At 54.5% G+C, this 21,657-nt stretch carries 25 protein-coding genes; 12 read left to right on the top strand and 13 right to left on the bottom strand.

Annotated elements, in window-relative coordinates:
- Positions 1-287: 287 nt before the first annotated feature.
- Positions 288-1,088, bottom strand: a complete 801-nt coding sequence (locus CAP48_RS08180; RefSeq protein WP_192871300.1) for a ThiF family adenylyltransferase — start codon at positions 1,086-1,088, stop codon at positions 288-290.
- A 216-nt stretch (positions 1,089-1,304) separates the two neighbouring features.
- On the opposite strand from CAP48_RS08180, the gene CAP48_RS08175 reads away from it, so the two are divergent.
- From CAP48_RS08175 to CAP48_RS08145, 6 genes are all read left to right on the top strand, one after another.
- On the top strand, positions 1,305-1,871 hold the full coding sequence (locus tag CAP48_RS08175; RefSeq protein WP_100696718.1) for a gamma-glutamylcyclotransferase: 567 nt from the start codon (positions 1,305-1,307) through the stop codon (positions 1,869-1,871).
- 96 nt (positions 1,872-1,967) lie between these two features.
- Positions 1,968-2,600: a pyridoxamine 5'-phosphate oxidase gene (pdxH, locus tag CAP48_RS08170; RefSeq protein ID WP_100695489.1), complete on the top strand. Its 633-nt coding sequence runs from the start codon at positions 1,968-1,970 to the stop codon at positions 2,598-2,600.
- A gap of 36 nt (positions 2,601-2,636) precedes the next feature.
- On the top strand, positions 2,637-3,158 hold the full coding sequence (locus tag CAP48_RS08165; RefSeq protein ID WP_100695488.1) for a flavin reductase family protein: 522 nt from the start codon (positions 2,637-2,639) through the stop codon (positions 3,156-3,158).
- Positions 3,159-4,271: an NAD(P)/FAD-dependent oxidoreductase gene (locus CAP48_RS08160; RefSeq protein ID WP_100695487.1), complete on the top strand. Its 1,113-nt coding sequence runs from the start codon at positions 3,159-3,161 to the stop codon at positions 4,269-4,271. It abuts the gene before it with no gap.
- A gap of 30 nt (positions 4,272-4,301) precedes the next feature.
- Complete coding sequence (purU, locus tag CAP48_RS08155; protein WP_100695486.1) at positions 4,302-5,153, top strand: formyltetrahydrofolate deformylase; 852 nt, start codon at positions 4,302-4,304, stop codon at positions 5,151-5,153.
- Positions 5,154-5,628: 475 nt separating this feature from the next.
- The gene (locus CAP48_RS08145; protein WP_100695484.1) at positions 5,629-5,997 is read left to right on the top strand and encodes a DUF4180 domain-containing protein; all 369 of its coding nucleotides are present in this window, start codon (positions 5,629-5,631) and stop codon (positions 5,995-5,997) included.
- Positions 5,998-6,050: 53 nt separating this feature from the next.
- Here CAP48_RS08145 and CAP48_RS08140 read toward each other — a convergent pair whose 3' ends face one another.
- Positions 6,051-6,944, bottom strand: a complete 894-nt coding sequence (locus CAP48_RS08140) for a LysR substrate-binding domain-containing protein (RefSeq protein ID WP_100695483.1) — start codon at positions 6,942-6,944, stop codon at positions 6,051-6,053.
- 174 nt (positions 6,945-7,118) lie between these two features.
- Between CAP48_RS08140 and CAP48_RS08135 the strand changes: the two genes are divergently transcribed.
- Complete coding sequence (locus tag CAP48_RS08135; protein ID WP_100695482.1) at positions 7,119-8,312, top strand: acyl-CoA dehydrogenase; 1,194 nt, start codon at positions 7,119-7,121, stop codon at positions 8,310-8,312.
- A gap of 337 nt (positions 8,313-8,649) precedes the next feature.
- Here CAP48_RS08135 and CAP48_RS08130 read toward each other — a convergent pair whose 3' ends face one another.
- From CAP48_RS08130 to CAP48_RS08095, 8 genes are all read right to left on the bottom strand, one after another.
- The gene (locus CAP48_RS08130; protein ID WP_242444365.1) at positions 8,650-9,261 is read right to left on the bottom strand and encodes a HupE/UreJ family protein; all 612 of its coding nucleotides are present in this window, start codon (positions 9,259-9,261) and stop codon (positions 8,650-8,652) included.
- 94 nt (positions 9,262-9,355) lie between these two features.
- Positions 9,356-10,102: an urease accessory protein UreG gene (ureG, locus tag CAP48_RS08125; protein WP_100695481.1), complete on the bottom strand. Its 747-nt coding sequence runs from the start codon at positions 10,100-10,102 to the stop codon at positions 9,356-9,358.
- Entirely contained in the window at positions 10,086-10,997 is a 912-nt protein-coding gene (locus CAP48_RS08120; protein ID WP_161495221.1) for an urease accessory protein UreD, read from the bottom strand. The genes ureG and CAP48_RS08120 overlap by 17 nt, the downstream gene beginning before the upstream one ends.
- A 25-nt stretch (positions 10,998-11,022) precedes the next feature.
- Positions 11,023-11,694, bottom strand: a complete 672-nt coding sequence (locus tag CAP48_RS08115) for an urease accessory protein UreF (RefSeq protein ID WP_100695479.1) — start codon at positions 11,692-11,694, stop codon at positions 11,023-11,025.
- A 13-nt stretch (positions 11,695-11,707) separates the two neighbouring features.
- A complete protein-coding gene (locus CAP48_RS08110; protein ID WP_100695478.1) occupies positions 11,708-13,417 on the bottom strand; it encodes an urease subunit alpha in 1,710 nt (569 codons plus the stop codon).
- Complete coding sequence (locus CAP48_RS20620; protein ID WP_369806331.1) at positions 13,395-13,955, bottom strand: urease subunit beta; 561 nt, start codon at positions 13,953-13,955, stop codon at positions 13,395-13,397. The genes CAP48_RS08110 and CAP48_RS20620 overlap by 23 nt, the downstream gene beginning before the upstream one ends.
- Entirely contained in the window at positions 13,952-14,254 is a 303-nt protein-coding gene (locus CAP48_RS08100) for an urease subunit gamma (RefSeq protein WP_100695477.1), read from the bottom strand. The genes CAP48_RS20620 and CAP48_RS08100 overlap by 4 nt, the downstream gene beginning before the upstream one ends.
- A gap of 371 nt (positions 14,255-14,625) precedes the next feature.
- Positions 14,626-15,084 carry a MaoC family dehydratase gene (locus tag CAP48_RS08095; protein ID WP_100695476.1) on the bottom strand — a complete coding sequence of 153 codons (459 nt, stop codon included), beginning with the start codon at positions 15,082-15,084 and terminating at the stop codon, positions 14,626-14,628.
- 184 nt (positions 15,085-15,268) lie between these two features.
- Between CAP48_RS08095 and CAP48_RS08090 the strand changes: the two genes are divergently transcribed.
- Positions 15,269-16,069: an alpha/beta fold hydrolase gene (locus CAP48_RS08090; RefSeq protein WP_100695475.1), complete on the top strand. Its 801-nt coding sequence runs from the start codon at positions 15,269-15,271 to the stop codon at positions 16,067-16,069.
- A 129-nt stretch (positions 16,070-16,198) separates the two neighbouring features.
- On the opposite strand, the gene CAP48_RS08085 is transcribed toward CAP48_RS08090, so the two are convergent.
- Entirely contained in the window at positions 16,199-17,050 is an 852-nt protein-coding gene (locus CAP48_RS08085; RefSeq protein WP_100695474.1) for an SDR family oxidoreductase, read from the bottom strand.
- A gap of 693 nt (positions 17,051-17,743) precedes the next feature.
- Here CAP48_RS08085 and CAP48_RS08080 point away from each other — a divergent pair.
- Entirely contained in the window at positions 17,744-18,328 is a 585-nt protein-coding gene (locus CAP48_RS08080; protein WP_100695473.1) for a DUF4142 domain-containing protein, read from the top strand.
- Between the two features lie 292 nt (positions 18,329-18,620).
- Here the strand turns inward: CAP48_RS08080 and CAP48_RS08075 are convergent, their stop codons facing one another.
- Positions 18,621-19,268 carry a hypothetical protein gene (locus CAP48_RS08075; protein WP_153045665.1) on the bottom strand — a complete coding sequence of 216 codons (648 nt, stop codon included), beginning with the start codon at positions 19,266-19,268 and terminating at the stop codon, positions 18,621-18,623.
- A 117-nt stretch (positions 19,269-19,385) separates the two neighbouring features.
- On the opposite strand from CAP48_RS08075, the gene CAP48_RS20035 reads away from it, so the two are divergent.
- Positions 19,386-19,622 carry a hypothetical protein gene (locus tag CAP48_RS20035; protein WP_153045664.1) on the top strand — a complete coding sequence of 79 codons (237 nt, stop codon included), beginning with the start codon at positions 19,386-19,388 and terminating at the stop codon, positions 19,620-19,622.
- Positions 19,623-19,776: 154 nt separating this feature from the next.
- On the opposite strand, the gene CAP48_RS08065 is transcribed toward CAP48_RS20035, so the two are convergent.
- Entirely contained in the window at positions 19,777-20,355 is a 579-nt protein-coding gene (locus CAP48_RS08065; RefSeq protein ID WP_242444364.1) for a glycosyltransferase, read from the bottom strand.
- A gap of 625 nt (positions 20,356-20,980) precedes the next feature.
- On the opposite strand from CAP48_RS08065, the gene CAP48_RS08055 reads away from it, so the two are divergent.
- Together CAP48_RS08055 and CAP48_RS08050 are read left to right on the top strand one after the other, a co-directional pair.
- A complete protein-coding gene (locus tag CAP48_RS08055; protein ID WP_100695469.1) occupies positions 20,981-21,244 on the top strand; it encodes a hypothetical protein in 264 nt (87 codons plus the stop codon).
- A gap of 91 nt (positions 21,245-21,335) precedes the next feature.
- Positions 21,336-21,542 carry a hypothetical protein gene (locus CAP48_RS08050; RefSeq protein WP_100695468.1) on the top strand — a complete coding sequence of 69 codons (207 nt, stop codon included), beginning with the start codon at positions 21,336-21,338 and terminating at the stop codon, positions 21,540-21,542.
- Positions 21,543-21,657 lie beyond the last annotated feature (115 nt).

Genomic DNA, 21,657 nt, shown 5'->3' with positions numbered 1-21,657 from the left:
TATTATAAATTGTCTTGTATCCGCCACTGCTGACGCCACAACCCGGCTTGACGCTGTCGTCGAACAAGGAAAGAGCGACGAGCTATCCATCAACATGCGCCCCATTCAGCGTTCCCCTTCCATTCACTGCTCGCCTTAGCAGATGGCCACCGTAGCAAAGCGCACGCGCAGCCGCAGCCGCAGCCATGACCAAAACCATGATCACGACGGTGTTCTGCCGTTTTTCTGTTTTAAGCGGGTGCTATTTTAAGCGGGTGCTATATTGGCAACGCCGCAATGCGTCGGGGTCAGGCCAGAATTCTGCGAATCGCTTCGCCAGCCGCTGCCATACCCATTGCTGCGGTTACCGTGACCGCAGATCCGTAGCCAGCGCAGGACAACCCCTGAGGCCCCCCACGCTCTTCTGGCGCCCCCCATGCCTGGGGCAGAATGGCAGGTTGGTCGAACCAGAGCGCAAAAACGCGCATGGCAGGCGCCTTGCGCAGGGCCTTGCCGTGACGATCCGAACCTTTGGCGAACCCGTGCTGCTTGCGCAACTGTTGCCGGATACGGCCCAGCAAAGCATCGTTGCGCGCCGTGGATAAATCCCCGGCGGTCAGTGTGAGTGCATCCAGCTTGCCCCCGGCGCCACCACACATAATAAACGGAATCTGCTCACGCTGGCTGGCCAGCACCATGGCAATCTTGGCCGCGACCTGATCAGTCGCATCCACCAGTACGCTGACGGGTCGCGCCTGCAGCAGCGTATCAACATTATCGGGTCCCAGAAAGTCGTCGACCTGATTCACGCGGCAATCAGGATTGATGCCTGCAATGCGCTCAGCCATGGCCTGAATTTTGGCCTGACCCAGCGTGGCCGAGAGTGCATGAATTTGCCGGTTCACATTCGATTCGGCGATATGGTCCAGGTCGATCAGTGTCAGTTCGCCCACGCCGGTACGAGCCAAGGCCTCGGCTGTCCAGGAGCCGACGCCACCAATGCCGGCCACCATGACATGGGCCTGCTCCAGGCGAGCTATTGCTCCATCGCCATACAGACGCTGTAAACCGCTGAAACGTCTTTGCTTATCATTTATTGTTGTATCCATTACAATTGAATCTGCCCTATACTAAACTGATTTTAAAGATTTACCTGCCGGGGTCCGGCAAGTCTGGCGTCATCTGCATTCCGGACTCCTGTCGTATTTTAATGCACATTCAAAGAAGTTCATTCCGTGGCTGAACCAATCAGGAATCCCTTACAAAAAGCGCTCGACCATATCCGCCAGTTCCGCCTGTGGACAGACGAAGAAGTCGAGCATTCCATGCAGCAAAACCTCGCCAATACTGATCCGGATAATGTCTGGGTTTTTGGCTACGGATCCCTGATCTGGCGACCGGAGTTCGAATTTCAGGAATGCCGCCTGGCCACCCTCCATGGTTATCATCGCGCGCTGTGCCTGTGGTCCAGCGTCAACCGCGGCACGCCGGAACGGCCGGGTCTGGTGTTCGGCCTGGATCAAGGCGGCAAATGCGAAGGCAAAGTCTTTAAACTTCGGCCTGATGCGCTGGAACAGGAATTTCGCGCCTTATGGAAACGCGAAATGGTCTCGGGCGCCTATATCCCAACGTGGACCCATTGCGCAACGGAACAAGGGACAGTGCGCGCCCTGGCCTTTATCATGGATCGGGAAAACCACGCCTACGCCAAGGACCTGACCTTCGAGGAAACCCTGCAAATCATCCTGAACGCCACTGGCCAGAATGGCCCCTGCCCTGAGTATGTGATCGAAACCGCGCACGCCCTGTCGGATGCCAACATCCAGGACCACGCCCTGTTCAAACTGGCAGATACGCTCAAAAAAACGTACCCGGTAAAATCAGCTCCCTGAGCAGGGCAATCTGCTGTCGGGGACCGGGAATTGACCGGGAAATCCGCCCAAGTGCAGTACACTATTCCTTTAGGTATTTTCCCTGAAGAAGTAATTATGACGCTCGCAGATTTACGGCAGAACTACGAACAGAACGTACTTCTGGAATCCCAGGTCGATCCCGACCCGATCAAACAATTCGAACGCTGGTTCAACGATGCCGTCTCCGGCGGCATCGTTGAACCCAACGCCATGGTGCTGTCCACCGTCGACGCGCGCCACAGACCATCCTCGCGCACCGTCCTGCTCAAGGACCTCACGGTCGAAGGCTTCACCTTTTTTACCAACTACGAGTCGAGCAAGGGCCACGATATTGCCGGCAATGCCGCAGTCAGCCTGCTATTCGTATGGCTGGGACTGGAACGCCAGGTTCAAATCAACGGTATCGCGCGGCAACTGCCCGAAGCGGAGTCGACCGACTACTTCGTCACCCGTCCGCTGGGATCCCGGATCGGTGCCTGGGCATCCAAGCAAAGCCAGGTGATTAGCCGCGAAGAATTGGAAGAACGTGCAGAGGATTTTCGAGAAAAATTCGGCGACGCTGTCCCGAAGCCGCCCCACTGGGGAGGCTATGTGGTCGTGCCGGAAATGATCGAGTTCTGGCAGGGCCGCCCATCGCGGCTGCATGATCGGCTTCGTTATACGCGTGACGACGACGCTGGCTGGTCCCTGGTCCGCCTATCTCCCTGACATGATGACAAAGCCGAGAAATAAGGTATTGACACAATGAGCGCACAGGCCCCGGATTTTGACTCACGGGATTTCAAGTCGGCACTGGGCCGCTTTGCGACCGGGGTCACCATCGTGACGGCCACACATCCGCAAACCGGTCATCCCATCGGGTTGACTGTCAGCTCGTTCAATTCAGTTTCGCTGAACCCCCCGCTGGTGCTCTGGAGCCTGATCAAATCCTCTTCCAACCGGGAAGCGTTTGAACAGCTCACGCGCTACAACATCCACATATTGAACGCCGAGCAACTTGCGCTGGCCCGCCAGTTTTCCACCGGCAGTCCGCAGGAACGTTTCCATGACATACTGTGGACACCAGGCGCCACTGACGAGCAGGTTCCCAAACTGGATGACCGCTATTGCTCGGCCTGGTTTGAATGCTACAACCGCAATCACTACCACGAAGGGGATCACATGATCCTGATCGGCGAGGTAGAGCAGTGCCACCATACCGATTCGCTGCCCCTGGTCTATCATGCGGGCAGTTTTGACCTGACCCCTACCTTGACTGAAACATAAATGAGTATTGATATTGAATGCATCGTCGTCGGCGCCGGCGTGGTCGGGCTTGCCATCGCCCGCGAACTGGCGTGTTCGGGAGCCGAGGTTTTGGTACTGGAAGCCGAAGAAGGCATCGGCATGGGCACCAGCTCACGCAACTCCGAAGTGATTCATGCCGGTTTATATTATCCGGCTGGCAGCCTGAAGGCCCGCCTTTGTGTAGAAGGCAAAAAGCAGCTGTATACCTATTGCGATGCGCGCCATATTCCCTACAAACGCATGGGCAAGCTACTGGTTGCCACAGACGAGAACCAGGTGCCGTATCTGGAAAAAATCGTCGCCCAGGGTAAGGCCAACGGTGTAGACGATCTGCAGTGGCTGACTGCCGAGCAGACGCGCAAGCTGGAACCCGAACTAGACTGCGCCGCCGCGATACTGTCTCCGTCAACCGGTATCATTGATAGCCATGCGTATATGCTGGCGCTGCAGGGCGATGCAGAAAACGCCGGCGCCCAGGTGATTCTGCGCACACCCATGCTGCATGCGAATATCGACGCCGACGGCGCCTTTACTTGTCATTTCGGCGGGGACGAACCCATGACCTTACGCTGTCGAACCCTCATTAATGCGTCTGGCCTGCATGCGCCCACGCTGGCGCGCAACATAGGCGGACTCGATTTGGCACATATTCCGGGCGAGTATTACTGCAAGGGCAGCTATTTCACACTGAACCGCCGTGCACCGTTTTCTCATCTGATCTATCCCATGCCCAACCGCGCAGGCCTTGGCGTACACCTCACCCTGGACATGGGCGGCCAGGCAAAATTCGGGCCCGATACCGAGTGGATCGAGAATGAAAATTATCTGGTCAACCCGGATCATGCCGCCGCTTTTGAACAGGCCATTCGCAGCTGGTGGCCAGGCCTGCCCGACAATGCCCTCGATCCGGGTTATGCCGGCATTCGACCGAAAATCGTACCTGCCTCATCTGCGGCGGGCGACTTCGTGATTTCCGGCCCGGGCGATCATGGCGTACCCGGCCTGGTCAATTTGTTCGGCATTGAATCGCCGGGCCTGACCGCAGCGCTGGCCATTGCCATCAGCACCCGGCAGACCCTTAGCACCAACTAAAATATTACTCGTAACCTATTTAAAACACCCATGCAAAACGATTACATTCTGACCGTATCTTGTCCTGACCGAACCGGCATCGTGCACGCCATTTCCGGCCTGCTGCTTGAAATGGACGGCAACATTCTGGATTCGCAGCAATTTGGAGATGAAGAAACGCAGCGTTTTTTTCTGCGGGTTCATTTCAGCGTGAACAGTGCGATCAGCTATGACGATATCTGCCTGAAGTTTATTCCACTGGGTGATAAATTCAATATGACCTGGAAATTGCATGAGGGCCGCAAAAAGGCGCGCGTGCTGATCATGGTCAGCAAGCAGGGGCATTGTTTGAATGATCTGCTGTTTCGCGCCAATAGCGGATCGCTGCCAATTGAAATTGTGGCTGTCATCTCGAATCATCGCGACTACGAAAGACTGGCCACGGGCTATGGCATCCCCTTTCATTACCTGCCCGTGACGCCGGACACCAAAGCCGAACAGGAAAAGCAGGTTCTGGCGCTGGTCGAAAACCACCGGGCCGATGTTGTCGTACTGGCACGTTATATGCAGATCCTGTCGGATCAGTTCTGTCGTGCGCTGGAAGGTCGGGCAATCAATATCCACCACAGTTTTCTGCCCAGCTTCAAAGGTGCCCGTCCGTATCACCAGGCCCATGCGCGAGGCGTAAAAATCATCGGCGCCACCGCACATTATGTAACGGCAGAACTGGATGAAGGCCCGATTATTGCCCAGGATATCGAACAGGTCGACCACACCATGTCGGCCAACGAGCTGACCCGGGTCGGCAGCGGCATTGAGTCTCTGGTCTTGTCGCGTGCCGTCAAATATCACGTTGAACACCGCATTCTGCTCAATAACCACCGCACGGTGATTTTCCGCTAGGATCGGACCAAGCGGGTGTGTCGATACGCCGATGCTTGCAAGTAGGCACATCGGAAAATACGATATTGACAAAAAAATAGCAGTTGAATTTTCCGCATCGTATCCTCCTTATCAGCCAGGGCCCGGCTTCGGTCGGGCCTTTTACCGTCTGTACTGCCCGTCAGTGCAGCAGCGTTATTCTGCTTTTTTATGCGATCACAGTCACGCGCTCATGATCGAACTGATCATTGCGTTATTTCCACACTCGTAAACTCAACGACAACCGCTAGATGTTGCGATTGGACACGCATACGTCGCCGGTACAAGCAACAGTGTGACAAGAACCGTTGTCCAAAAATTATCCTATCGACTGGTTTGACTGCCTTGCCAAACTGCTATAGCCTTGAAGCGATCGTTTGATCGGTGAATCGTCCCACAAGGACTTGAAACCCAGCAGATAACTTAACTGACCAAGAATGACGGATGGAAGATCGCCATGGGGATAGAACGCTTAGGTAATCTTAATGTGTACTTTGCCGCCGCTGAAGGACCTGCATTAGCGAGCGAGCAGGATGCGCTGGACCTCATCGGGGAAACCTACGGCCAGGAGATCGACGTCATTGTTGTGCCGGTTGGTCGGTTTACACCTGAGTTCTTCCAACTCAGCAGCAAACAGGCGGGCCATTTCTTTCAGAAGATGCAGAACTACCAAACGCGCTTGGTAATCCTCGGTGACATTTCCGCCTACAGTGCCAGCAGCAAGGCGCTACAAGACTTCGTGGGTGAGACCAACCGCACAGGCCACCATTTGTTCGCAGCCACCCGATCCGAGATGGAGGCCAGGCTTTATCAAAAAGCGATTTGATTCCCGCGTTGTTACCCTCGGAAAGTACGACATTGACAATGGCGCACCGCCACTTAGCCTGCCGCCTGTACCTTGAGCCACGATTCAAACAAGGTCAAGGCTTCAGGATAGGCATCAGCTTTCGGATAACCAAAATAATAGGCCGTATCCACTGGCAACGTGGCCGATACCGGCATCACATAACGTCCACTTTTAATATGCTCACGGGCAACAAAAGCCGGCATCAGCGCCACACCCAGCCCTGCATCTACGGCAGCCAGCAGCATGGTGAACAGTTCGTAGCGTGGCCCACCCAGCACCAGTGGGGTAAATGGCACTGCGTTATGTTCATACCAACTGGGCCAGGCATCAGGACGGGTCATCATGTGCAAATGTGTCAGTTGCGCCAGTGCCTCTGCCCCCTTGGCCTTGGCTCGTGCCAGCAATTGCGAGGAACACACTGGCACCAGCTCCTTTTCGCGAAACAGCATGACGCCTTGCGTGTTTGGCCACGGTTGTGAGGCGTGATAGATGGCGCCATCCACCGGCACGTCCGTGAACTGGAACGGCTGGGTGCGCACCGACAGGCTGATCTGAACGTCCGGCCAATGGCGCTGAAAGTCGGCCAGCCGGGGAATCAGCCAGGTAGTGGCCAAGGTGGGAAGCGTCGCAATATGCAGACTTCGCCCGAGGCCTGAACGACTCATCAGGCCGAAAGTATCTTTCTGCAACTGCTCCAGGTGGTGCCGAACCCTTGCGGCATATTCCGCGCCCTGCGTTGTCAGAGAGATGCGCCGGCGCACGCGGTTAAATAGCGTCACGCCCAATCGAGCTTCCAAGCCTTCGACCTGTCGAAAGACTGCGCTGTGGGTCAGCGACAATTCTTCGGCCGCCCGCGAAAACGAACCCAGGCGGGCGCAGGCTTCGAACGCCTGCAACGCGCCCAAGCTGGGAATACCTTTGCGCACTTTCCTCTCCTGACAGAAACAATCTGAACATCGTGCACGAGATTGTGCATTTTTATCAATTGATCATTGATAATTTAACACATACAATACTTCCGATACGACTGTGCTGACGCCAAAATGAATCAGCCCCTATACCCGAAAGCCATATTTCATAAATATAGACAGGAGCCAAACATGTCCTCTAACCCTTCATTTCACTGGGACGACCCACTGCTGCTCAATGCGCAATTGACTGACGAAGAACGCATGATCCGCGATGCTGCAGCGGCCTACTGCCAGGACAAATTGGCGCCCCGCGTGCTTGAGGCTTTTCGCCACGAAAAAACCGATCCGGCGATTTTCACCGAAATGGGCGAACTGGGATTGCTGGGCCCGACCATTCCGGAACAATACGGTGGTGGCGGCCTGAACTACGTCGCCTACGGGCTCATCGCGCGCGAAGTTGAACGCATTGATTCCGGCTACCGTTCCATGATGAGTGTGCAATCTTCGCTGGTCATGGTTCCCATCAACGAATTCGGCAGCGAAGAACAAAAATCCAAATACCTGCCTAAATTGGCGTCGGGTGAATGGATTGGCTGCTTCGGTCTGACCGAGCCCAATCACGGCTCTGACCCCGAGGGCATGGAAACCCGCGCAAAGAAAACTGACAGCGGCTACAGCCTGAGCGGCAACAAAATGTGGATCACCAACTCGCCTATTGCAGATGTGTTTGTTGTATGGGCGCGATGCGTTGGTGGCGATTTTGACGGAAAAATCCGTGGCTTCATTTTGGAAAAAGGCATGAAAGGCCTGTCCGCTCCTGCTATCCATGGCAAGGTCGGCCTGCGCGCCTCTATCACAGGTGAAATTGTGATGGACGATGTGCAAGTGTCTGATGAGCAAATGTTGCCTGGCGTCAGCGGTCTGCGCGGTCCCTTTACATGCCTGAACTCTGCGCGCTATGGGATCGCCTGGGGAGCGCTGGGCGCTGCCGAGTCCTGCTGGCACACAGCGCGTCAGTACACAATGGATCGCAAGCAGTTCGGCCGCCCGCTGGCGCAAAACCAGCTGATCCAGAAAAAACTGGCTGACATGCAGACAGAAATCACGCTCGGGCTTCAAGGCTGCCTGCGCCTGGGTCGAATGAAAGACGAAGGCACCGCCGCCGTTGAAATCACTTCCATCATGAAACGTAACTCTTGCGGCAAATCGCTGGATATCGCCCGGCTGGCGCGTGACATGCTGGGTGGCAATGGAATTTCAGATGAATTTGGCGTAGCACGTCATTTGGTCAATCTCGAAGTGGTCAATACCTATGAAGGCACCCATGATGTACACGCCCTGATTCTGGGTCGTGCACAAACCGGCCTGCAGGCATTCTACTAATCAACGAAAAGGATGCTGTGGTTCACAGCATCCCCAGGAAACATCAGGCCAGACAAAAGCCAGCATCGGGTACCGCATGCTGGCTTTTTTTTATTCTTTTCTACTATTGCTTTCTGTGATCCCTATCAACTAGTCACTCCCATTCAGCGGCCTTCTGCAATTTTATCGACGAAGCTGCCGGCGATCGCTTGGGTGTACGGACTGCTGGTCGCGCGGTGCGAGCGCCAGGCAGGCAATTGGCGCAAATGCACAATCCAAATGCAATAAGCGCCGCTTTCCTGTGAGCCCGGTCGGCCTCACGCCTTTTTGCTGTCCTGTCCGTTAGCCGCCTGACGTCTTATGCACCGGCCAGCAGGAAAACACCATAGGCAGAAATGACGCCGCCCAGCACACGTGAGAACCATGCGCTATGCCGTTTGAGCTGTATTCCTCCCAAGAGTCCTGCCACATGTAATCCGAATGTGGCAAGCATAAAGCCGGCGACAAACGATATGGCAGCATTGCTTGCTGGCATCTCCATACCGTGCGCCAGCCCGTGAAACAGGGCAAATACGCCGACAATGACGAAGCCGAGCATCTCATTGATGGGCTTTCTGGTTGCTACCAACAGACCTAATATCAATAGCGACGCCATAATCATCGGTTCAACCAGCGGTAGCTGCACGCCCATGATGCCAAGCATTGCGCCTGCAAACAACATCAACAGAAACACAACCGGTGCGAGCATGGCGCGGCGCAGGCTCTGATGGGTCAGGGCACTCCAGAGGCCAACCGCCAGCATCGCCAGCAAATGATCCAGACCGGTCAGGGGATGCAGGAACCCAGTTGCAAACATGCCGTGTTGCGCCTGGTCAATATGACCAGGATGCGCAAAAACTGCAGTAGCTGTCAGGCCCAACAGCGTTCCGATCGCGGTCGTCACTGTCATGGGTTTCAACAAAGTACGCATATAAACCTCCTAGGCTAGTAATAATTCCTATCGCTTCCCAGCACGCCGGTGCGCCAGTTAACAAATGTCAAATGCATGTTCCATCGCAACATATTCAACGATGCACATGAGGGTGCGCCTCATCCCCATGTCGATGGATATAGCCTCCGTCTTCTGTTGCATGAAAATGAGGCGCCATCGGACCCGGGTCCGTGGGTATATGCGTGCCGCTGACGTGCGCCTCGTGCAATTGTCGAACCCAGTCGCAAAGCGCCTTTTCCGTATCGGGATATTTTTTGGAGTGAGCAAGCACGGGCGCACCGCCTCGCGCAGCCCGGGCGTCAGTCAGCATTTGTTCGACATCGACATCAACATGTGGTCCAAGGTCTACCTTATTGACGATAAGCAGATCAGCACGGCCGATGCCTGGCCCGCCTTTGCGCGCCACATCACCCCCACCGGCCACATCGATCACAAAAATTTGCGCATCTACCAGGGATGGAGAAAAAGTGGCGGTCAGGTTATCGCCGCCGCTCTCGATAAGCACAATGTCCAGTGGCGCAAAGTCCTTCTCCAGGTCTTCGACCGCAAGCAAATTCATTGTGACGTCGTCGCGTATGGCAGTATGCGGGCAGGCGCCGGTTTCGACCGCCCGAATGCGTTCGACCGGCAGCACGCCTTCGGACCTCAGGAAGCGGGCATCTTCATCGGTGTATATGTCATTTGTAATTACGCCGATCTGGAACTCATGACGCAGGGTTCGGCACAATGTGGCAACAACCGAACTTTTGCCGGTGCCCACCGGCCCTGCTACGCCCAGTCGCAATGCGCGCGTACGAATATTTTCAGTTTGTGTACTCATAGTCGTTTCCTTGTCGAATAGTGTCAGAAGATGGGATAGCAGGGTCGGGCTTATGCCGATAGCAACCGGCATCCTGGTCATCTCGTGCAGACTCAGAGGCCGCAACGGACCAGCGCTCTCCCAGCAGATTGATGCCATGCTCCAGATGTTTGCGCAAAGTCCAGGTTTCCGCCGCGAGCGCACTGATCATAACGGCGGGTCCCTCTAGCGGCAACAGCGCTGCATCGACGGCAAACACATTGGTTTCAGGCTGGATTGCACACCATTGCGGATCTACAACAAGCACCGTGCCCATACACTTATGCTTGCCGAGGACCGCGCAACTGCACCACCCCACCGCGTCCGGCCCGATTTGCTGTTGCTGGCTGAACAAAGGTTCGCCATCCCGTTTGACGCGCAGGGTTTGAAGAAGATTGCCAGGTTGCTCCTTGTGTCGCCCGAACTGCAGTGCGTCGCGCATGAACAGGCGAGCGCTGGCGGCCAGTTCGATATTGATCGTGTGCTCATGGCGACATCCATGTGCCGCAATCACCGGCTCGGCCATCCAGACAAACGTGGCATCGTCTTCCACGGCAATATTGATTCTCATACTGGACTGCCCGCCGCGTGCACCAGGCAGTAACAGCGTGGATGAAATCTCATTGAGCAGTAAAGTGCTACCGGTACCCACGCGAATATTTAACTCGAAGTCGTCGCCGCCCAGCGGTCCTGCCGCGCCCGAGACGAGCGACACCCGCGCCACGGAAGCGGCACGCAACACCTGCGGTTCCGGCTCTTTGGGCTGCGTAGGGCGCAATATGAGCGGTGCCTGAGACCGCAGTGTATGCACTCGGCTGACACGGCGGCCGGTATGGTCAAGGTCTTGACGGGTGACAAGCGTTGCTCGGGCAGTCATGACGCCAGGCTGGGGGGTTAGAAAATCACGAGGCAAAGAGACGTACCCCCCAATTCCTGTGGTGTTCAGCAGCCAAATCCAGCAAAGGCGTGCCCAGGGCCGGCAAATCGTCGGGCGGCGTATCTGCATACTCGCTCGCCTGCTGCGCCAGCGTATCAAGAAAATCGGTCAGGTGCGCCAGGGCCGCCTGCACGGCGAACGGATCGACACTGAGTACCTTGACTGCAGCTGCCGCCGGCCCGGCTACCGATTCATGCAGGACAATCTGTGCAGCTTCCCTGGGCTCCAGTCCGAATGCCGCGGCCGCCATGCCGTATACGACAGGCTGGTGCATATCGCGCCGCGATTGTGCTGGCACGTCAATAGATCGAATACTGGTGACGGCACGCCATAGCTGGCGTCCGAGCGCCCTGGAAACCGCGCGTGTCGCCTTGGACGGCGTGCGAACATCCAGTTGCCTGTCCAGTTCGCCAAGCAATGCATGTTGTCCCGTTTGGGCTGCCCGGCATGCCGCAGCGGCAAATGATGCGGCCACCAAGCCGGTTGTCGCAGCGCGCCCTTCAAGAAAGCCTTCCAGGCCAGCGGCATCAGTCAGTCCATGGATATGTACCGTTGGCTCCAGGCCGCCGGAATGGGCATATCCGCCAGCAGGAAGACGTCCGTCTGCCAGCAATAACAGCGCGGCACTATGCGCCATTCCGTACCTCGCTTCAGAATAGAAAATATCGTTGAGCCATGGGAACCTCTAGTGCAGGTTCATGATCGATCAGCTCCCCGTCTACCTTGACGGCGTAGCTATCGGGATCTACCTCTATATGCGGCAAAGCCGAGTTTTCAGGCAGATCAGCCTTGGTGCGAGCCCGGCAGTTTTCAATGGCGACCAGTGGGCGCCGGATATTCAAGCGGCCCGCTAGCCCGTCATCAATAGCCACCTGCGAAACAAAGGCCACGCTGGTAGCGGCAGCCGCCGGCGAGTACACATTAAAGCCAATACGCTCAAGCACCGGCTGCGGCGTCGGAATAGACGCATTGGGATCGCCAAGCGCTGCGGTCGCTGCCATGCCACCCTTGAATACAACCGTAGGACGTATGCCGAAAAGTGCAGGCTGCCACAGTACCAGGTCGGCCATTTTCCCCACTTCGATCGATCCGATATGCTTTTCCAGCCCGTGGGCGATGGCAGGGCAAATGGTATATTTGGCCACATAGCGGCGCGCCCGGTGATTGTCGGCCAACGTATCGCCCGGCAGCGAGCCGCGAAGCTGCTTCATTCGGTGTGCCGTCTGCCAGGTACGGATGACAACCTCACCGATACGACCCATCGCCTGCGCATCGGAAGACATGATCGACAGCGCGCCAATATCGTGCAGCACATCTTCAGCGGCGATCGTGCCCGCCCGTACACGGCTTTCGGCAAAGGCCAGATCGTTAGGGACCTGAGGATTCAAATGGTGCGCCACCATAACCATGTCCAGATGTTCGTCCACCGTATTGCGGGTAAAAGGACGGGTCGGGTTGGTGGAGGCCGGCAACACATTGGATTCCCCGGCAATCCGGATAATATCGGGCGCGTGCCCGCCGCCCGCACCTTCGGTGTGGAACGAATGGAACGAACGTCCGGCAACGGCCTTGAGCATGTCCTCGACAAACCCGGCCTCGTTAAGGGTATCGGAGTGAATCGCAACCTGGACACCGGATGCGTCTGCGACCTGAAGCGCTGCGTCGATAACCGCCGGCGTGGCGCCCCAGTCTTCATGGACTTTGAAGCCCCCCACACCTGCGCGCAATTGCTCCCACAAGGACTCGTGGGATACCGTATTGCCGCGCCCCAGAATGAGTACATTGACGGGCCACGGCTCAAAACCCTCGAGCATGCGTTCCATCCACCACGCACCCGGCGTGGCCAGCGTCGCCTTGGACCCCTCGGTCGGCCCGGATCCCCCCCCTGTCACCGTCGTTGTGCCAGAGGCCAATGCGATTTGCAGCATCTGCGGACCAACGAAATGAACGTGCGTGTCGACAGCACCCGCCGTCATAATGAGTCCATTGCCAGACATGATCTCGGTCGAAGGCCCGATCACCAGATCGGGGTGTACGTCATCCATGGTGTCGGGGTTGCCGGCCTTGCCCAACGCCACGATACGACCGTCCCGAACGCCCACATCGGCTTTGATAATGCCCCAATGATCGAGAATAATAGCGCCGGTAATCACCAGATCGGGGGTGCCTTCAGCACGTGTGGCACACGATTGCCCCATTGACTCGCGCACCGATTTTCCGCCGCCGAAAACCGCTTCATTGCCGCCCGCACACAGGTCTTTTTCGACTTCGATCAACAGATTGGTATCGGCCAGGCGGATGCGGTCACCCGTGGTCGGACCATATGAAGCCACATATTCAGATCGAGAAATCTTTGCCATCCAGACTGCCTCCGCACAAGCCCCGCAAACCACGCACAACGCGTCTACCTTGTATATCCACCAACTCCACTTCTACCACGGCACCGGGTTCGAAACGCACAGAACCGCCAGACAGCACGTTCAGCCGTTTGCCCCAGGCTCTGGAGCGATCAAACTCCAGGGCAGCGTTGACTTCGGCGAAATGAAAATGCGAACCTACTTGAATTGGACGATCGGCGCCATTGACTACCTTAAGCGTTATGACCGGCAGCCCGGCATTGATTTCCACGTCCTGAGTGCAATACAGAATTTCGCCCGGCACCAGCGGGACCGTTTCGTCGAATTCATCATCAGATTCCCGCCGCGGTGCCTGTCGCTCTCCGGTGCCCGCCCGGCGGGGCGAACTGGGGCTGCTGACACCCGAAGAATGCGTCGGTCCCTCTGCCGACGGTTCAGCGTCGGGATAATCACGACCCGGATCGTCTGAGGCATGCACCGGGTCTCCTGCATTGGCAGGAACGGGATCTGGATTTTCAAAGGGATTAGGTTTGTCTTTCATGAGATCGGGCCTGTAACGGTTACCAGTTTCGTTCCATCTGGAAATGTCGCTTCCACCTGAACCTGGCCCAGCATTTCAGGAACACCATCCATCACATCGTCACGTGTGAGCACATGGCGTCCGGCTTCCATCAGATCGGCAACCGTTTGCCCGTCACGAGCGCCCTCAAGCAAAAAGGACGTGATATAGGCCGTGGCCTCGGGCAAATTCAGCTTCAGGCCGCGCTGCTTGCGCTCAAGCGCCAGCTTGCCGGCCGTGTATACCATCAAACGTTCCTGTTCATACATACTTAAAAACATGATAGTCCTTCTTTACAGGTATTTCACATGAAATTAAAAACGTCAAAACCAAAGCCATTTGATATGCCCGGAACATCACATTTGTCAAGCCCGCTTATCTGTAAAATACTCTAGCATGGGAGAATAAGCCAGTCAATGTCGATGAGACGGTCATCAAGTACCACGCGGATACGCCCGGACGGCTTGGCGGCGACTATTTTCACGACACAACAAGCTCGCAAAGACAATGCAGACCCGCAGTGTCAATAGCGGAAGGTAACAAGTAAAACGCCTCCGGACGGAGGCGTTTTACTTGTTACTGAATTTGCTTGTTACTGTATCTACTGAATGAACAATGGCAGGCTTCAGATCATCTGCCATTGGATTGCGGCTTATTCGTCGTCTTTTGTCATGCTCTCGGAAATATCGAAAAGACTGGTAGCATCCAGTTCCAGCACGGTTTCGCCATTCTGATTAGTCACTTCCCAGCTCCACAGCAAAATACCAAGCCCTTCACGAGTGTTGGAGATCCGCTTGGCCTTGACCACGCCTTTCCAGAATAAATCATCGCCCGGGCGCACCGGCTTGAGCCACTTGACACTGTCCAGCCCAGGCGATGCGAATGACTCAGAGCCTTCGAGGGCCGCCTCTACCGCCATCTTCATGGCGATCCCGCAGGTATGCCAGCCACTGGCAATCAAACCTTTCCATGGACCGGATTTGGCCCGCTCCGGATTAACGTGAAACCACTGGGGGTCATATGCTTCGGCGAAGCGAATGATTTCTTCTTCGGTCAAATGCCGGGGCCCCTGTTCAAAGACCATACCCGGCTGGAATTCCGCGAATTTCATTTAACTAACCTTAATGTGAACGGCACAAATGCAGCAATTGCTGTGTACCCCTCTATAAATGCAGCGTCTGACTTGATAAACTGACATTGGTGCAAAGGATGTTGCACGACCAGACAACTGCCCGGAACAAAGTATTTTACTTAAACTTGGCAACCACAACCGTAAACTCACACTTATTCCAAAAATGGCTGACAGACAACTTACCAAAGTTTCATATAACGAAAAAACAACGTCCATTGAATATCAGTCGATTCAGCCTGAACGGCTCGACCGTCCGTTACTGGTGTTTCTGCATGAAGGCCTGGGTTCGGTCGCCATGTGGAAAGACTGGCCGCAGAATCTGTGCCGGATACTGGAATGCCGCGGCCTGGTTTTCTCCCGGTATGGTTACGGCAAATCCACGCCACGGCCCCCGGACGAGCACTGGTCAGCAGACTTCATGCATATCCAGGCGCAACAATTTATGCCTGCCTTTTTTACAGCGCTGGGCATAGACACCCGCAAGGATCGACCAATTCTGGTCGGACACAGTGATGGCGCTTCTATCGCCCTGCTATACGCCGCTGCCTACCCTGAACGGACCCACGCTGTGGCGGTGATGGCTTCGCATTTGTTTGTCGAGGAGGTCACGATCAGAAATATCGAAATGGCCAGAGCCGACTATCTGAACAGCGACCTGCCCCACAAACTGAAGCGCTATCACGACGAGGTCGACTCCGCCTTCTGGGGGTGGAACGACGCCTGGCTCTCTCCCGCCTTTCGCGAATGGAATATCGAAGCTGAAGTGGCAAAAATTCAATGCCCGGTGCTGGCAATCCAGGGCCGTCAGGATGAATACGGATCAATGGCACAAATCGAAAATATCGCCCAACTGGCCTCAGACGTCAGATTGCATGTCATTGACGATTGCCGTCACTCGCCCCATCGCGACAAGCCCGAATTGACGACAGACGCCATTGCAGCATTTGTCCGTAGCCTTTTGTAAATCAGCGCGATGACGCCGCGGCTTGTCAATGCCGCAGAATCTACATAGCCAAGGCTAGCCGTTGTTTACCGGCACCCACAAGTCGCAGCGATTTCGTCATACCATATGACGCATTTACTGCTGCCGTCCTTATCCGTTGATAACCTTACCGCCATTGACATGAATGGTCTGTCCTGTCACATACGTTGAATCTGAACTGGCAAGATAGACATAGGCCGGTGCAAGCTCAAAGGGCTGCCCTGGCCTTCCCATGGGGGTATCTTTGCCGAACTTTGCCACCTTATCAGCGGAAAAAGAGGCCGGGATCAGTGGCGTCCAGATCGGGCCGGGAGCCACGGAGTTAACCCGGATTTGCCGGCTGACGATTTTTGTCGATAGTGAGCGGGTAAATGCGGTGATCGCGCCTTTGGTTGCCGAATAATCGATCAGGTCCGGATTTCCCTGGAAGGCGGTAATAGAGGACGTATTGATGATGGACGCGCCTTCACGCATCAGTTTGAGCGCTTCGAGCGTAATGGTAACGATACTGAAAAAATTCGTCTGGAACGTACGCAACAACTGTTCGTAACTGATATCTTCTGGCTCGGCGGCAGTATGCTGCTCGCCCGCGTTATTGACCAGGATATCCAGTGTCCCGAAATGTTCAAATGTGTCAGTTACGCACTTTTTGGCAAACGCCACGTCGCCGATATCGCCCTTGATCAGTAGCACTTCGGATCCATATTTCTCTGCGCATTGCTTGGTTTCCGTGGCGTCTTTATCTTCTTCAAGATAGACAATGGCGATCCGGGCGCCTTCTTTGGCAAAGGCGATGGTTGTTGCGCGCCCTATTCCACTGTCGCCGCCAGTGATCAAGGCGACCTTATCCTTCAGCTTGCCACCTGCTTTGTAGTTCGGGTCGTCATAAACCGGGGCCGGATGCATTTTCGATTCGCGTCCCGGCTGGACTTGCTGTTCCTGTGCTGGCATTGTCTGTGTCATATTTCTTCCTTGAAAGTAAGAGTCATATCACGCTGAGTACGGGCTGCGACCAAGGATCACAATCGACATGCTGACGATATTTGCGAAAGCGATAAATTAGTATTTTTGGATGCTTTGCAGACCTACTTTGTGCACCCCTGTCTTTACCCTTGCGGTCAAGACAAATCCATTATCTGCCTGCGCTTGTCGCAAACGCAAACATCCCAAGATTTAGTTTGTAAAGACACGTAAAGTCATCATAAGACGCGGTCGTCATTGTCGCCAATTGCCCCCGCAACTGCGCGGTATTGCCTCTTTGTCACACGGTTTCGGTCGTAACGTGTAAGAGGTATTTTTATTTCAGGCGTCTAGTCTTGTTAAGCATATGTAACATGCAATGTCTTTCCCAGAAGTTCGTTGCTAGTATATCTTCAATGGGTCTGTGGCAGACCGCTGGAACGGAGTGCTTTGCGAGTCCGTATAAGGGGTTTGGCGAGTCATTTTGAGTGTGCACTGCCAACTCAAATCGGGGCAGAGATAGAAATGTCACTGGGCCGCGTAGGCTGAACGCCAACGGCAGGTCGGAATACAAAATGTGTGAAACAGGAGCCGGCGCAATCGCAGGGGTTGCCTTGGGACAAAGTCGCGGAATCGGCCAGGAACGAATAGACGAGATCCGGATTCTCCGGCGCTCGATTTCATATCGGAGGTTATATGTTTCGCTTATCGTGCAAAACAATCGTATTGCTGTCATCCTTGATGATCCTACCGGTGTCTGCTTCAGCGCAGTCTACGAATCCGGCCAATATGGGTTCGGACACTAACAGTACCAAAACAGAAAACACGCTTTCGGGCGACGACAAATCTTTTTTCAATAATGCAGCAGAGGCCGGACTTGCAGAAGTTGAAGGCGGCAAGCTGGCCCAACAAAAGGCGTCAACCAGTGAAGTGAAGGATTTTGCCGCCCGCATGGTGACCGACCATGGCAAAGTCAACGAGGAATTGAAAGCGCTGGCTGAAAGCAAAGGCGCGACCGTGTCGACCGAACCGTCGCTGATGCAGAAGGGCGAACTAAAAGCCTTAAGTCTGCTGGACGATAAATTCGACGAGAACTATGTGGATCGCATGGGTGTGGCGGCCCACGAGAGCACCATCGAGCTTTTCCAGGACACGATTAAAAACAGCGAGGATGCCGATATCAAGGCATTTGCCGAAAAAACCTTGCCGTCGCTGCAAGAGCATTTGAAAATGGCCCAAGACCTGAATCCGACTGTCAGCAAAGCCAAAGCACAACCCTGATAGCGATGACAATCTGCGCGGAACCGCAAGCCGGTTCCGTTGTCGCCTTTATTGACGGTTAAGTGCGGCGACCAGCGACATCCGGATGCAGCGCCAGCAAACATGCGATGACAAATGCTAACTCGCTGACGGACGACGGCACTGCCGATCGGTCTGCCAACCTTAGCTGGATCTGTAGAAGGAGTGCGCGGGACTGTCAAGGAGTGTACTGGTATCGGCGCGCCGCGTTCTACCAGGGATCCACCCGAGATGACGACAACTGGCGATTGAGTGCGCGGCAACCACGATAGGATTATTTGCTGAGTGCCTGGAAATTTTCGATTTCCCGCTCGACTTCAGTCAGCACTTTCATGAGATAGTCGCATTGCTCGCATAACTCGACGGTCTCCCGGTTATGGGATGAACTGAGGATCAGATCAATTTGCTGGTAGATGATCTTCACAAATGTGATCAGGTTCACCAGAATGGGCGTTGCCTCTTTGCGAAGATAAAGCAGGGAATCCAGGTTTTTGATGATCAAATTGAAATTGACATAATCGAATTTTATTTTGTTCAATTCAATGGCTCTGCAGATCGAATCGCACAACCGGTACTGGTTTTCTGTGTCGTTTTTATCGGACTCATGGAGTGACGCTTGTAACTGCGATTTATAGTCTTTCACCTGCCCGAAGCTCCAAACGGCTTCTTTGTAATGATCCATGGTGACGTCGCACAGGCTCAGGAAAAGAATTCGTTTTTTCTCTTCGGTGCGCCTTTCCCGGTCGCTCTCCCGTTTCCAGTTGCTGTTGGCGATATATAGCGAAATAATGGCAGCAGTAAACGTGCCGACGGCAATCAAAAGACTCGCTTTACTCGAAAATTCCATGTCGGTAAACACAAAAAGGGCGACGACCCCGGCCAACGCCAGAATGATCAATACCAACTTCAAGAGGCGGCTCATTTTTTTGACATGCTCCATTTCGGTACCGCTCCCGCACTTGCGCATTATTGGCTTTGAAGGCGTAACGCAGGAGGACATAATTGAAGAGACAACTGCAATAAAGAGACAACTGCAATCATGAAAGACAACATGTTCCTGCCATCATTCCACGAAACCCGGCGCCATAAATTATTTTTTGAAAACACTTGTATCGAATCCTGTGTTGGCGTCGAGCGGCGCAGCTTTGTGGTGGATCTTTGTGACGCTTTCCGGCTGCGCTTGCTGCGGTACACCCCTGCGATGCATGCGTGCGACTTGCCTGCGTCACAATGCCGGGCGCAGACCGTCGATCTGAAACACTTTTGTTCACAATAACGGATTAACATTATGCTGTCGTATCGCTCGATGACTTTTGACAGGGATTTTTTCCAGGCTGCAGAGCAAGCGCCGGTGCTGGTGATATCACCGCATTATGACGACGCCGTATTCAGCTGTGGCGAGCTGCTTGCAAAAATTCCTTCCGGCATGGTCATGACTGTATATACAGGTGTGCCCGAAGATGGCGACGTGTCAACCGACTGGGACCTTGCGGACACTCCGCAATAATGCAGTCGGCGTTGCGAACAATATCCTCTTCGATGCTGAAACGGCGATCAGAAAAACGGTCGTTTTCCGACTGATGCATGCGGCGCACTTTGCCTAGAGCGTGAAAGGTCACGGCCAGCGGCGTATTTGACATGCGCGCCAGCGGCATTGCCGCCAGAGCTGACATGAAAAAATTGGCGTGAATAACGTCATACTCGATTCCTTGCTCACGCACATAATCTTGCATAAACTGACCAAATGCCTCCATGTGCGGCAACAGGCTCTTCTTGGGAAGTGCAATCGCGGGACCGGCGGGCACATGGACAATTCTCACGTTATCAACCCAGTCAATCTGCGCTGGCAGACTGGGGCTATCCAGTCTGGTAAAAATATCAACACGGTGTCCCAGGCGCGCCAGTTCACGTGCCACATTGGCAACGTAGAGGTTCTGACCACCACTATCGACGCCGCCCAGCGCTGCCAGAGGGGATGCGTGTTCGCTGACGATCGCAATACTTTGCATGTTGTGTGCTCCTGTTAATACAGCCAAACGTATTGCACGCCTCGCCCGTATCGTTTTCGAGGCAACGCATTGAATGGTTATCCCCCGCAAGACAACCGTGCCGCTCTTTCATAAGATTTCTTGTTACGGTTCAGTATTTGCGGCAGGCGGTACAAATGCAACCGTTGAAGTGGCATTTCTTGTTAGCAATTACGAATCTTCGTTTTTCATCTTCCGGCAATACCATCACAACTGCAATTAAAAGCGTCTCTGTTGAAGCGAAGAAGCGACCTTCTCGGTGCTATTCGGTTATGAAAAAATTTGGTGCCAGATATTGATGTGCTCTACCAAATGTAAAAAGAACGCGCCAGCATCGGGTGCGCGACATCACGCGCAACTGTTAAATGGCAAAGTGCGCTCGCTTCCCGAAAGACGATCCAATACCGCAGCTGTCAGACGCGTTCACAGGGTTTATCTGGTCCGCGAAGAATGTTTTGCTATTGTCATTTTCATTGCCTATAATCAATTGCAAGCACTTCCGAAATGATGTGGAAATGGCCGCAAATACTATTAGATCGGACCGACCGATAGCGACAAGCACCCAGTACAACGACATTCTCTCATTAGCGTGGATAAGGAGAAGAAAATGCATAAATTCCATCTTTTAAAAGAAGACGGACTGTGGAAGTTTACGAAAGAAGGAGAAAGCGGCGACTACTTTCATGACGCCTGCCGTCGCCTGGTTCTCAATTTCGGACACTGCTATATGCTTGCGCTGAACGGATCCTTTACCATTCACGCTGAAGACGGGTCGATCAAGTTTATTCTGTCCTACCCTATGCCAAAAAACACAAAATATTATGCATCTGGGCCAGGAACGGAAATTCAGGAACCCGGAAATGGCGTGTAACCCCACCGGACGGTCACGCACAACATCCATGTATTCCCTTCCTGCAATTCAACAAGCGGCCGGCACAGGCCTGCGATAAAGGAGACACCCTATGTGGCACTGCATTGACGACGCTGTTCCCCCAAAACCGGGCACGTATCCGATCAAACTCTTTACAGGAGCGCAACGCGAGGCTTACTGGACCGGCAAAGCCTGGGTTCATGCAAGAAGAAGGCGCAGAAAATCAGCTTTGCCCCGTGTGCAGGGCGATTTACATCTGCTGCGCTTCTGGTATGACAACCCGGTCGGCATTGAATAATGGCCACTGCTCAGTCCATTGCGCAGCATGCCCCAGATACGGGCTGCAAGCGTCATTGTTTTTATGCTTGGCGCTAGCGCTTAGTCCTGACTCTTAGCCCTAGCTCTTGGGCGCT

Origin of the sequence: Advenella sp. S44 (assembly GCF_002810445.1) — a bacterium.
Lineage (GTDB): Bacteria > Pseudomonadota > Gammaproteobacteria > Burkholderiales > Burkholderiaceae_B > Advenella.
This window is presented reverse-complemented; position numbering and strand designations above follow the sequence as displayed.

Excerpts from the sequence above, each read along its gene's own strand:
- pdxH (WP_100695489.1), top strand. The coding sequence starts at position 1,968 with ATGACGCTCGCAGATTTACGGCAGAACTACGAACAGAACGTACTTCTG.
- CAP48_RS08160 (WP_100695487.1), top strand. The coding sequence starts at position 3,159 with ATGAGTATTGATATTGAATGCATCGTCGTCGGCGCCGGCGTGGTCGGG.
- CAP48_RS08090 (WP_100695475.1), top strand. The coding sequence starts at position 15,269 with ATGGCTGACAGACAACTTACCAAAGTTTCATATAACGAAAAAACAACG.
- CAP48_RS08180 (WP_192871300.1), bottom strand. The coding sequence starts at position 1,088 with ATGGATACAACAATAAATGATAAGCAAAGACGTTTCAGCGGTTTACAG.
- CAP48_RS08080 (WP_100695473.1), top strand. The coding sequence starts at position 17,744 with ATGTTTCGCTTATCGTGCAAAACAATCGTATTGCTGTCATCCTTGATG.
- CAP48_RS08065 (WP_242444364.1), bottom strand. The coding sequence starts at position 20,355 with ATGCAAAGTATTGCGATCGTCAGCGAACACGCATCCCCTCTGGCAGCG.
- CAP48_RS08135 (WP_100695482.1), top strand. The coding sequence starts at position 7,119 with ATGTCCTCTAACCCTTCATTTCACTGGGACGACCCACTGCTGCTCAAT.
- CAP48_RS08075 (WP_153045665.1), bottom strand. The coding sequence starts at position 19,268 with ATGAGCCGCCTCTTGAAGTTGGTATTGATCATTCTGGCGTTGGCCGGG.
- CAP48_RS08050 (WP_100695468.1), top strand. The coding sequence starts at position 21,336 with ATGTGGCACTGCATTGACGACGCTGTTCCCCCAAAACCGGGCACGTAT.
- CAP48_RS08110 (WP_100695478.1), bottom strand. The coding sequence starts at position 13,417 with ATGGCAAAGATTTCTCGATCTGAATATGTGGCTTCATATGGTCCGACC.
- CAP48_RS08115 (WP_100695479.1), bottom strand. The coding sequence starts at position 11,694 with ATGGCGCATAGTGCCGCGCTGTTATTGCTGGCAGACGGACGTCTTCCT.
- CAP48_RS08085 (WP_100695474.1), bottom strand. The coding sequence starts at position 17,050 with ATGACACAGACAATGCCAGCACAGGAACAGCAAGTCCAGCCGGGACGC.
- CAP48_RS20035 (WP_153045664.1), top strand. The coding sequence starts at position 19,386 with ATGAAAGACAACATGTTCCTGCCATCATTCCACGAAACCCGGCGCCAT.
- CAP48_RS20620 (WP_369806331.1), bottom strand. The coding sequence starts at position 13,955 with ATGAAAGACAAACCTAATCCCTTTGAAAATCCAGATCCCGTTCCTGCC.
- CAP48_RS08095 (WP_100695476.1), bottom strand. The coding sequence starts at position 15,084 with ATGAAATTCGCGGAATTCCAGCCGGGTATGGTCTTTGAACAGGGGCCC.
- CAP48_RS08145 (WP_100695484.1), top strand. The coding sequence starts at position 5,629 with ATGGGGATAGAACGCTTAGGTAATCTTAATGTGTACTTTGCCGCCGCT.
- CAP48_RS08100 (WP_100695477.1), bottom strand. The coding sequence starts at position 14,254 with ATGTTTTTAAGTATGTATGAACAGGAACGTTTGATGGTATACACGGCC.
- CAP48_RS08120 (WP_161495221.1), bottom strand. The coding sequence starts at position 10,997 with ATGACTGCCCGAGCAACGCTTGTCACCCGTCAAGACCTTGACCATACC.
- ureG (WP_100695481.1), bottom strand. The coding sequence starts at position 10,102 with ATGAGTACACAAACTGAAAATATTCGTACGCGCGCATTGCGACTGGGC.
- purU (WP_100695486.1), top strand. The coding sequence starts at position 4,302 with ATGCAAAACGATTACATTCTGACCGTATCTTGTCCTGACCGAACCGGC.
- CAP48_RS08055 (WP_100695469.1), top strand. The coding sequence starts at position 20,981 with ATGCATAAATTCCATCTTTTAAAAGAAGACGGACTGTGGAAGTTTACG.
- CAP48_RS08175 (WP_100696718.1), top strand. The coding sequence starts at position 1,305 with ATGCAGCAAAACCTCGCCAATACTGATCCGGATAATGTCTGGGTTTTT.
- CAP48_RS08165 (WP_100695488.1), top strand. The coding sequence starts at position 2,637 with ATGAGCGCACAGGCCCCGGATTTTGACTCACGGGATTTCAAGTCGGCA.
- CAP48_RS08130 (WP_242444365.1), bottom strand. The coding sequence starts at position 9,261 with ATGCGTACTTTGTTGAAACCCATGACAGTGACGACCGCGATCGGAACG.